Below are 10785 nucleotides of genomic sequence, written 5' to 3' on the forward strand. Positions count from 1 at the left end.
CCCGCTGCACAGCGTTGGGGGTGGGGCCACGGTGGGGAACTCCCGTCGCTAGTTATGTGGCCGAGCCAACCCGCTCGACGCCCGCCCTCTAGACAGAGGACAGCCCCGAGACGAAGACACGGAAGGCGGTATCCAACCCGCGGATGAGAGTCTGATCAACCGTCGTCTCTGAGCTCCACCCCCAGCCCTGTGCAGCTTCAGCCGATCCAACTGCTTCGCCCACGCCGAGCAGACCATCCGTCTTGCGCTCAGCCTTGACAGGGAACATGAGAGACTAGAGTTATGGACGGCTATTCCGCTCGGCACCTTTCTGATAGACTGTGTTTCGCTGGTTAGTTCGAACGCTGAGAACAACCATGTTTCCGTCTTCAGGTCGACAGTGGTGCCTTTTCCTGTTGCTTCCATTGCTGGTGGCAACGCCGATCGCCAGCAATGCTCAGGAGAATAGCGCCGGCTCGCCGACCGGCCCCTTCCTCGGATTGGATCCGTCGTCGTTCGATCGAATATTGGGCGAGGCCCTTCGGCGCAAACCGCCGCCGTCCTCGCCCGCGACTTCACCGGAGATGCTGGCCAACAATGTCACCGAACTGCGTGTCTTCCTGACGCAGGAGCCCGGAGTGGTGGTGGGAGAGATCGCGACGACCGGCCCATCGACCCTCACGGAATTCCCGGTAGCGCTGGAGGATGGAGTCGTCACCTTTCGCGACGACGGCGCCGAGCCGGATCGAGAGAAAGGCGACGGTGTATTCACCGCGCAGTTCAAGTTTGACGCCACTGGGGAGTTCGCGGCGCTGCGCGCCGACCTGGCGGCGACGATAGACGCTTTAGGCGAGCAACAGCAGAATACCGGGTTGATACGGCGCGGGCCCCGCGACATCGTCACGACCGCCGCCGCAGTCAGCGATGCCGAGCTCAAGATGGTCGGCCCGCTTAACGAGGCACGCAAAGGGTTGGAGTGGGCACGGGGCCTGCGGGACAGCCAGGATCCGGACCCGCTGCGCGCGGCGCAAGGGCTGGAGATCAATATCGGCACAACACCGTTCCTGCGCCTGCCGGGGCCGCGGTTCCACGAGTTGTTGCCGCAGCGCTTCAGGGTCGAATACCTCTTCGATCTTCCGATCTTCCCGGGGTTTCCACCCCCGCTGCCCACCGCCATTGACCATGAGCGCTCACTGCTGATCACTGCAACGGATGTGGTCGAGGACAGCGCGCGCAGCTTCGATGCCTGCAGCGGGCTTGGGTCGCCGGGCGGCGCGTGGAGCTTCGGTCACCTGATGCGCGAGCTGGCCAATGGCACCGGCCTCACACCGGAGGAATTCACCCGACACTGGCTATCGAGCTGGCAAATTCCCCAGGAGGCCAACGGCTGGATCGTAACCGAGCCAGCGCGCGCCATGCGGCTGCAATCGCTTGTTATCGACAACTGGCGGGCCTTGTCGCCCGGCGGCGTTTTCAATGTCGACTATTTCCCGGCGCGACTTCTCGCCATCGTCAATCGGCCCGACCTTGCCGATCGCATCGGCTATGGAACCGCCGGTAGTGCCGGCGAGGGGCGCTTGGTGTTCGGGCTGGTCTACCACGATCCAGCCTCCAATAGCTGCAATCCGATGAACTTCACCGTCATCTTCGAATACGGCATCGCTGCCGGCTCGTGCATGGAGGTCAAGGCGTGGCATCGGCGCTGGAAGGATCTCGACCAGTTCACCGTCGGCAGTGCCGCTTACAATCAGGCGCTGGAATCCATCACCCGCGCCTTCACCGATCACGGATCGAATCCCGGCCAGCTTCCCAACATGAGCTCACTCAGTCAGCTGAGGACCAACGAGACCGTGCTGAGTGTCCCCTGGCAGCTGCGCGAGTTCCACCTGCAGCAGGACGGACTGCTCGATCTGGTCACGGTCAAGCAGACGCCTGACAATCAATTCAACAGCAGCGCGATCCTGCGGACTTATCTCGGCATCAACGAGGCCGCCATCCTCGACGATCGGCATGTGGTTCCCGAGCGCTTTCCCACTATGTTCGATCGGTTCCTGGGCGCCGTGTCCAACACGGATGTGAGTAGCTACTTCTGGTGGGTTCCCAATCCCAGCACCACTCTCGCCGATCCGCTCGAGACGCGCCGCAAGTTTTCGCTCGCCACTTGCAACGGGTGCCACAGCGGCGAGACCGCAACCCAGTTCACCCATATCGGCACACGCGACATGGCCACGCCCGCGCAGCTCTCGGGATTCCTGCTGGGTGAGGACATCACGGTACCGCAAGGCGGCGGCATACATCACTATGAGGATCTGACCGAGCGCGAGATCGCAATGTCCAACCTGCTCGGACGCTCGTGCCTCCTGCTCCTGGGCTTTCGACCGGTGCCCTTCGTTCACTGAAGGCGTGTGCCCCCTTGATAGTATTGTGCCTGGAATGATACTTTGATGGGCCACGCTGGATTGTCCTGCCGGGGCGCGGATCAACAATTGATCAGCAATTGCGTTTGTCACCGAGGGGTCGGACGCGCGCGGTGTACTATGCTTCTCCCGCGGCGGGTATGACAGGGAAATGCCCTTTGCCATGTTCGGACGAGAGTGAAAGCAACCGACGGCCAAGCCCGGCCCGAGCTTTAATCCTGCTTGAATTGTTTATTTGAGGGAGAAGGGAAATGGCCAAGCTCAAGATGTTCCAGGGTAACAATCCAGGTGGGAACATCCCAAACCAGCAAGGGTACAGGAATGTTGCGACCGGCGTGCTCAACAACCTCGCCGCTTTTCGGAACGCCTCCACCACGGACCGATCTGAATTGCTGAAGCAATATGCAACCCCCGCGCACAAGATTTTTCAGCAGACCAGAAGTCCAATACAAGACGTTGAGATCAGCAAAAACAATTGTAAGATAAGCATCTATAATGACGAAAGGAAAAAGCCCGCGGTAAATTTCGGTAAGCACAAAATGGTGTTGCCGGAGATGCAGACAGGCGACCCTCCGCTGGACTCCAATTATCTCGCCCCATATGTGCAAGCGATCGTTGCCCTGTATGGTGCGACTGGGGGCGGTACGCCAGCCCAAGTAACGGCCGCGTGCGAGTTCCTGTTCGGGATCATGCTGCTCACGCGCTGCCGATAAGAGTGGCTAAACCAGCAACGTCACCTGGTCCTCCGGGTTCGGGAGGACGGGGCTGAGGTCTGGGTGATCGGATGCCAGCAGTCGCTTGCGGGCAAATCGCGGCTTGAAATGGCAAAGGTCGGGCGAGATCGCCCTGACTGCCGGCACGCCCACGACGTCGCGGGTCATGTCGGCAAACCATAACGCAACGTCCGCGCGGGCACAGGCCTCTAGAGGCGCACCGGGCGATAGCGCCTTGTTCTTTGTTGCTGGGGAATGCTTCACCGCGTGCGCTGCATCAAGCGGCGGCAATGCCATCGTCACCGCTTGTCGCCACGCCGCCCAGCTAGCGGTGGGACCCAAAGCGCGCACCGTGGCGAGGGAGAATTCCATCTGGACCATCTCGGTGAGAGCCGCCGCTCCCGCCTCGCGCATATCAGGTCGCGCGGCGAATCCCAGCGCGACGTCGCTGCCGTCCGGATCAGAGGACGCGGCGGCAGCCACGGGCACGCCGAGGTCGCTGGTGATGTCGAAGAGCCATGTGTCCCGCTCGCGCTCGCCGAGCCACGTAACCAGCCCGCTCGCGTCGTCGAGCAGCGCGAGATCGATCAGTGGCCTGCGCCTCCGGCCATACCACCAGCGCGTACTGGCATCGCTTTCGATCAACTCCAATAACGCGGCGTGTCTGGCGCTCTCGATATCGGCACCGCAGGCGCAGCCATTGCTGTCGCCGATCGCCACCGCGCTCTCGTCGCCCGTTTCCTTGCGGCCGATAAAGGCGAAGTCGGCAGGAACATAGGCTGCTGGCCCGCCATATGCGTCCTCGACCGCGAGCCAGTCGATCGGCGTGGCCGGATCGCGGCGCGGCGGCCGCCAATCGAAGCTGCGATGCCGTTCGTTCCACGCAATGCGGTCGCCGAGTTGGGCAGCAGTAAAGCCGTTCAGCACCTCGGGCGAGAGCACGGCGGGTCCGATCTCTTCGTCACGCGCGCTGACGAGTTGTTCGTCACCCCATGCCGAGCATGACACGAGTTCTGCGGCTTCGCGGAGTGCGCTTGTCCGGGCGCCCGTCGCGGTGAAGCCTCTCCCGCTTGCCATTCGCCCCGGCACCGGCCGCGCCGCGCGCGGGAAACCTGGTATCTTGAGCAGGGCGGCGCCCGGTATCGCGATCGCCAGGCGGACAGGGCCACGCTGCGGGAGCTCAACGGCGTTGAAAAGCTCCTCAAGCTTCCGCGCCGACCTGTCTTTCGCGGTCATATTCTCTCCCTTTGTCCCATCTGGTGCAATTACATCGACATAACCGGTCAACCGCGCCACAATACCTGGGGACCATGTCGTAAGCTGGCCACGATGCAAATTGAAGCCGAATCGCCGGCGCTGAAGGCGATCCTGTTCGCGGACCTTGCCCAATACAGCCGCTTGACGGCGGCAGGTGAACTCGCAGCAATTGATCTTGTCACCCAGTGCTTTTCGCTGTTCAAGGACCACTGCCCGCAGCACCGCGGAGAATTCGTCAAGACGACGGGCGACGGTGTACTGGCCCTGTTCGATAGCGTTTCCGACGCGCTCAACTACGCGGTCACGATGCAAGACAAGCTTGCGGCCCTAGCCGTGGAGCAGCCCGCTGCTGGCCGGTTTAGGGTTGGACTCCATATTGGCGAAATCCGCCGCCATACAGGCGACGTCTATGGCCATGCTGTCAACCTCGCCGCCCGTGTGCAAACGCTAGCCACACCCGGCAGCATCTGCGTCACTGAGGAGGTCTACCGCGCGGCGCGCAGCACCACCGACTACGGGTTCCGCTTCGCTGGCCGTCACGCCCTCAAGAACATGCCTGAAACGATGTCGTTCTATCATGTGATTCCGCATCACATGTCCCAGGACAAACCCGGCCCCTCGCAATTCTCGATCTCCGTTATGGGTGGGCTTGCTGTCCTTGATAGCGATGGCGAGCCCGTCGCCTTGCGGTCGCGCACGGCGCAGGCACTCATCGGGTACTTGGCGCTCTCGACAGGCTTCAGGGAATTGCAGGACAGGATTGCAACGCTTCTGTGGCCCGAGCGTACACCAGCCGAAGCGAGGAGCGCCCTGACCGGTGGTCTGCGCATTGCGGCCAAGGCTCTTTCCGGCGAGCCAAAGAATTCGGGACTGCGGCACGGCAACCACGTGAGCCTAGATCCCGCACGCGTGATCGTTGATATCAACCGAATCTTCACGGACCTCAGCGAAGGCAAGGTCGACGATACGCTGCTCGAGCGGTCGGATTGGACCGAGGCGATTCTCTATGGCTTCGAATCGGTCAGCAGCCTCTATGGTGCCTGGCTCCGCGTGACTCGCCACAACCGCCGGAACCGGGCAGAGGAAGCGCTGGAAAGCCTGCTGAGCCGTTTCGATGCGAGCGAGCCGGTCATCCGGCACGCGGCAAGCGCTTTGCTCATGCTCGAGCCATCCCATGAAGGCGCGGCACGTTGCCTGATGCGCCACCATGCGTTCAATCAGAATGTCGCTGCCGCGCGGCGCGTTTACAACAAACTCGCGAGCACCTTGCGCCAAGACTATCAGCTGGAACCCAGCGTCGAAACCACTGCGCTCGCCGCCAGTTTGGCGGACCCCACGCTCCCCCGCCAGCCCGAAAAGCCATTGCAAGGCCGTGCGCCGATCATCGCGGTCTGCACTTTTGTGAGCGAGAGCGATGCCGTTGCCGCTTTCGCGTCCGGCTTCCGGTCCGAACTGATTATCAACCTTTCGAAATTCCGAGAGTTGACGATCCTTGATATGCAAGATGGCCGCGACGCCAGTGATGCTGACTATCAGCTCAAGGCCGATTGCCGTGGACTTGGCAACCAGTGCGCGCTCTTCGTTTCGCTCGAAGAGAGAATGGCGTCCCGAGTCGTGTGGAGCGAACCGTACAGGCTCACACTTGCAAACTGGCACGCTACGCAACGCCAATTGGTCGGTCGGCTTGCCTCAAACCTGGAGATCTATCTCTCCCAAGACCGCCTTGCGCGTGCGCTTCAGCGGCTGCCCGAAGACTTGGACGTCTATGACGCGTGGCTGCGCGGCGAACACTTGCTCCTACGCTGGTCAGCAAAAGCAGAAGATGAAGCCGAGCGGCTGTTTGACCAGGCGATCATCGAGGATGCGACGTTCGCACCGGCACACGCAAGCCTCGCAAGCGTTTATAATTCGCGACATTTCATAAGACCCGGCTGCCCGCGCGACGCGCAGACCCAACAGCGCGCGCTCGCTCTGGCGAGGCGTGCGGTCGAGCTCGACCCCCTCGACGCGCGCAACCACATGGTCGTGGCCTGGTCGACGGCGATGGTGCAACGCTTCGAGCAAGCCGAATTGCACTTCGAATTGGCCGCCGAGCTTAATCCGAGCGATCCAAAGGTCATTGTATCTGCTGCGTTAGGGTTGGCTTTCATGGGCCGCATGGATCTGGCAACCAAACTGACCGCCCATGCTCTCGAGCTGACGCCGCTATTTCCAGACTATCAGTGGTCCCATCTGGCAACCACGCGCTTTCTCGCCGGTGACTATTTGGGCACGATTGAGGCCGCTGAGCGTTCGCAGAACGTGATCATCGATACGCCGGGATGGAAGGCGGCAGCGCTCGGCAAGCTCGGCCGCCTCGAGGAGCGGGAGGCAGCGCTGAAGGAGTTGCTGCGCGCGGCGGAAGCTGCCTGGGCCGGACCTGCCAACCCGTCGAGGCGGGACATCATCCAATGGTTTCTCGGCGCCTTTCCGATCCGCCGCACAGAAGACCGACTTAAGCTGGCGGCTTCGTTAGGACGGTTTTAGGAGGCTAGTCGTCGCTCGGGAGATTGCTGGCCTGCGTTCCTCGCCGTCGACCTCACACGGCAGGAGATCGGCGTTCCCGTCGTCCGCGTCGTCGTGCCCGGCATGCGGCCGGTGCGCCGCCGTCTGGCGGCCGGACGGCTGTTCGATGTCCCGGTCAGGCTGGGCTGGCGGGAGAAGCGGATGTCAGCTCGGGAAATGAATCCGGTCCCGATGACGGCGTAAAGGAGCAATCCCATTAAAAAAGCTCTCGCAAAATCGGCCCGGTTGGGAGAATATTAGTGCCCTCTAAATAGTGGAGAGAGAAATGAAGAGAACCTGCGCGACAGGAGTTCTGATCTTGGCTCTGGCTTTCGGCGGTCCGGCGTGGGCCGATACAGTCAGGGTGGGATACACTCCGGAGGCCTACCCGCCCTTTTTCTTGCAGGATGCTTCAGGCAAATGGGGAGGATGGGAACTCGAAATCGTCGACGCGCTCTGCGTGGAGGCTAAGCTCGACTGCGTCCTGACGCCGACCGCATGGGACGGCATCATCCCAGCCCTCACGACCAAAAAGATCGACATGATCGCGGCGTCCATGTCGATAACCGAAGAACGGATGAAGACGATCGATTTCTCCGACCGTTACTACAAGTCGCCGGCCGAGGTAGTCGCGGCCAGGGGATCAGAGATCAGCGCTACGCCGGAAGGCCTGAAGGGCAAGATTCTTGGAGTCCAGGTGTCCACTACCCATGAGGCTTATGCCCGAAAGCACTTCGCTTCGGCAGTGGCCGAGATCAAGGGTTATCAGACGCAGGACGAAGCGTTTCAGGACCTCGCGGCAGGAAGGGTCGACGCCGTGCAGGGTGAAGCTATCGCGGCGGAAGGCTTCTTGGCCTCAGACCAGGGAAAGGCCTGCTGCGAGGCGAAGGGCAACGTCGTTGACGACCCGGAGATACTCGGCCTCGGCGCCGGCTTCGGCTTCCGGCAGGACGACGACCCTCTCAGAGAGAAGATCAACGCCGCCATCAAGGGCATCAGGGCCAGCGGCAAGTACGACGAAATCTCGAAGAAATATTTCACTTTCGACATCTATGGCGATTGACGAGGTGAGATCTGACTGCCGACTTCGACAAAGTTGCCCCGGTCGGAAGAACCGGAAATCGCCCGATCCGGACTTCGCAATTTGACCGCTCCACAGTCGGCATTGGGGGTCAAACACGGACACGATGCCACCGGAACCGAATGTCTGCTTTCGGGAAACGCTGAAGGTGACCGCAATGGCGGACATGCTGAAGGGTTTCGGGTGCCGTCAGGCGTACGAAAGTCTCTCATGCAGGAACCCGCGGGCCGCAGACGATTGCCTATGGGGATTTGTGTCTCGGGGTGTGCCAGCGCCTGTCGCGGACTTCCGCATTGGGTGCGGTGGGCATGTCGTGGAAGCGGCTTCCGGGCCAGGTCGCAGAGCCTGTAGCGTTGATTCCGGCGGGATTGGTGTGCGTGACGACCGGCGCCACGGCAATGTGCACATAACATCCCGTTGACCGGCGCCGGCGTGGCGGGGTCGAACGAGCAACTTGGCCATGCCGGGTCATGGGGCGTTCTCCCGGTTCGGCGCTCTTGAGGCAGGCGGTGCACGAGGCTGGCACCACCGTTCGAACCTCTCGATGACGACCATGCGTCCGCCGCAGCAGGGGCAAGGCCGGCGGACGTCAGCCGGTTCTTCCGGAGTGTCGTCTTGGGGCGGCGGAGCGCCGTTCAGCAGTTCGCGCGCGAGTGCGAGGCTGGCCTTGCGGGCGGAGCTGGCGAGCAGCCCATAGTGGCGGATGCGGTGGAACCCACGCGGCAGGACATGGAGCAGGAAGCGGCGGATGAACTCGTCGGCGGCAAGCGTCATGAGCTGCTGCCGGTCGGCGCCTTCGCGACGATAGTCCTTGTAGCGGAAGGTGACTCCAGCTTCGTCGAAGGCGATCAGGCGGCGGTTCGAGATGGCGACCCGGTGAGTGTAGCGCGACAGGTAGGCGAGCACCGCTTGGGGGCCGGCGAAGGGCGGCTTGGCATAGACCACCCAGCGCTTGCTGCGAACAGGCTTTAGATGACGCAGGAAGGCCCGACGGTCGGCGAGGTGCGCCGCCGATCCGAGGAAGGGGAGCCGGCCGGCGTCGTGAAGCGCGACCAGCCGGGTCAGGAACAGACGGCGGAACAGCTTGCCCAGTACTCTGACTGGGAGAAGGAAGGCCGGCCGCGACGATACCCAGCGTGACCCGTCCGGCGCGATGCCGCCGCCCGGCACGATCATGTGGACATGGGGATGGTGGGTCATTGCCGAGCCCCATGTGTGAAGCACGGCGGTGATGCCGATGCGCGCGCCGAGGTGCTTTGGATCGGCCGCGATGGTCAGCATCGTCTCCGACGCCGCCTTGAACAGCAGGTCATAGACCAGCGCTTTGTTGTGGAAGGCGATGACGGCGACCTCGGCCGGCAGCGTGAACACGACGTGGAAGTATCCCACCGGCAGCAGGTCGGCTTCGCGCTCGGCGAGCCAGGTCCGCGCCGCCGCGCCTTGGCACCTGGGACAGTGCCGGTTGCGGCAGGAGTTGTAGGCGATGCGCCAATGGCCGCAATCCTCGCAGGCTTCGACATGACCACCCAATGCAGCGGTGCGGCAGTGTTCGATCGCCGACATGACCTTGAGCTGCTCCAGGCTCAGATGCCCGGCGTGGGCGACCCGGTATCCGGGGCCGGCAGCACGGAAGATATCGGCGACCTCCAGGTCAGCGCGCACCGTTCAGCCGGGAGGCGTCTTGCCTTCCATCAGCGCCATCAGCCGGTCGAGCGGCCCTGCGACCGCGTGGATCGTCCGGGTCGAGACTTTGGTGTAGAGCGCTGTCGTTTCGAGCTTGCTGTGCCCAAGTAACACTTGGATGACGCGGATGTCGACATCCTGCTCGAGCAGATGGGTGGCGAAGCTGTGCCGCAGCGTATGCGGGCTGACGCGCTTGCGGATACCGGCGACTTCGGCGGCTTCCTGAACCGCGCGATGTAGTTGCCGTGACGAGATCGGATCGGTGCAACTGCGCCCCGGGAACAGCCAGCCATGCGGAAGCATCACCCCGCGACGCCTGCCTTCGCGCCACCACAGCCGCAGCAGTTCCAAGAGTTGCGGCGAGAGCATGGCGTTGCGATCCTTGCGTCCTTTGCCCTGTTCGACCCGGATCAGCATGCGTGTGCTGTCGATATCATCGACCTTGAGGTGCGCGACCTCCGATACGCGCAGGCCCGCGCCATAGGCGACGCCGAGCGCGGCCTTGTACTTGATACCAGGTGCTGCTTCGAGCAGCCGCGCCGCTTCCTCCACGCTCAGCACCTCGGGCAGCTTGCGTGGATATCGCGTGACCACCAGCGCGCGCGCCAGATCCCGCCGCTTCAGCGTCACCGTGAACAGGAACCGCAGCGCCGAAACCGCGCCGTTGATCGTCGCAGGGCCCACGCCGTTCTCGTGCTGATACAGCTGGAAGCGCCGGATGTCCTCGGGCGCCGCGGTGTCGGGCGCGCGGCCAAGGAACGCGGCGAAGCGCCGGACATGACGAACGTAGTCCTGCTGCGTATGCGGTCCCAGGCCCCGCATCAGCATGTCCTGCTGCATGCGCTGGCGAAGCGGGGTGATCGGAGCATCGGTCGACAAGGTAGCCATGGCAAGTTCCTCTCGTTGAAGGGAACTCCATGGTCGGATCGCGGTCTCTACCCGCTCAAGGCCTATGAATACCGCGCCATCTCAGAATCAGGCGCCCCTCCCGCGAAGCGGGTCGTCTAATCGCTCGGCCGTCAAGGGGGTGAGTGCAAGGCAGTCGTCCTTTCTGTCCATGCTCGTTCGTTCGTATGCCGGGTACAGGGTCGTCTACGCGGTCGATGCAAAG

Annotated in this window: 7 protein-coding genes and 1 pseudogene; 5 read left to right on the forward strand and 3 right to left on the reverse strand. The window is 62.7% G+C overall.

The annotated features are described in order from the left end of the window. The first annotated feature begins 410 nt into the window (after nt 1–410). Entirely contained in the window at nt 411–2378 is a 1968-nt protein-coding gene (locus IQ26_RS38035; protein ID WP_322791149.1) for a choice-of-anchor X domain-containing protein, read from the forward strand. Between the two features lie 269 nt (nt 2379–2647). After that, entirely contained in the window at nt 2648–3109 is a 462-nt protein-coding gene (locus tag IQ26_RS38040; protein ID WP_126043216.1) for an ATP-binding protein, read from the forward strand. Between the two features lie 6 nt (nt 3110–3115). On the opposite strand, the gene IQ26_RS38045 is transcribed toward IQ26_RS38040, so the two are convergent. Further along, complete coding sequence (locus tag IQ26_RS38045; RefSeq protein ID WP_145723469.1) at nt 3116–4345, reverse strand: YcaO-like family protein; 1230 nt, start codon at nt 4343–4345, stop codon at nt 3116–3118. Between the two features lie 93 nt (nt 4346–4438). On the opposite strand from IQ26_RS38045, the gene IQ26_RS38050 reads away from it, so the two are divergent. The 3 genes and pseudogenes from IQ26_RS38050 (at nt 4439) to IQ26_RS38055 (ending at nt 7973) form a co-directional block, all read left to right on the forward strand. Further along, the gene (locus IQ26_RS38050; protein ID WP_145723470.1) at nt 4439–6892 is read left to right on the forward strand and encodes an adenylate/guanylate cyclase domain-containing protein; all 2454 of its coding nucleotides are present in this window, start codon (nt 4439–4441) and stop codon (nt 6890–6892) included. A 45-nt stretch (nt 6893–6937) separates the two neighbouring features. Further along, nucleotides 6938–7114 (forward strand): annotated as a pseudogene (locus IQ26_RS41780) (YcaO-like family protein); the annotation flags it as partial. Between the two features lie 82 nt (nt 7115–7196). Continuing rightward, nucleotides 7197–7973, forward strand: coding sequence for a transporter substrate-binding domain-containing protein (locus IQ26_RS38055; protein ID WP_145723471.1), 777 nt, complete (start codon nt 7197–7199; stop codon nt 7971–7973). Between the two features lie 486 nt (nt 7974–8459). On the opposite strand, the gene IQ26_RS38060 is transcribed toward IQ26_RS38055, so the two are convergent. Together IQ26_RS38060 and IQ26_RS38065 are read right to left on the reverse strand one after the other, a co-directional pair. After that, complete coding sequence (locus tag IQ26_RS38060; RefSeq protein WP_145723472.1) at nt 8460–9653, reverse strand: IS91 family transposase; 1194 nt, start codon at nt 9651–9653, stop codon at nt 8460–8462. Nucleotides 9654–9656: 3 nt separating this feature from the next. After that, nucleotides 9657–10562: a tyrosine-type recombinase/integrase gene (locus tag IQ26_RS38065; protein WP_145723473.1), complete on the reverse strand. Its 906-nt coding sequence runs from the start codon at nt 10560–10562 to the stop codon at nt 9657–9659. Nucleotides 10563–10785: the final 223 nt, after the last annotated feature.

Source organism: Mesorhizobium tianshanense (genome assembly GCF_007830515.1).
GTDB lineage: Bacteria > Pseudomonadota > Alphaproteobacteria > Rhizobiales > Rhizobiaceae > Mesorhizobium > Mesorhizobium tianshanense.

Excerpts from the sequence above, each read along its gene's own strand:
- IQ26_RS38045 (WP_145723469.1), bottom strand. The coding sequence starts at position 4,345 with ATGACCGCGAAAGACAGGTCGGCGCGGAAGCTTGAGGAGCTTTTCAAC.
- IQ26_RS38040 (WP_126043216.1), top strand. The coding sequence starts at position 2,648 with ATGGCCAAGCTCAAGATGTTCCAGGGTAACAATCCAGGTGGGAACATC.
- IQ26_RS38050 (WP_145723470.1), top strand. The coding sequence starts at position 4,439 with ATGCAAATTGAAGCCGAATCGCCGGCGCTGAAGGCGATCCTGTTCGCG.
- IQ26_RS38065 (WP_145723473.1), bottom strand. The coding sequence starts at position 10,562 with ATGGCTACCTTGTCGACCGATGCTCCGATCACCCCGCTTCGCCAGCGC.
- IQ26_RS38055 (WP_145723471.1), top strand. The coding sequence starts at position 7,197 with ATGAAGAGAACCTGCGCGACAGGAGTTCTGATCTTGGCTCTGGCTTTC.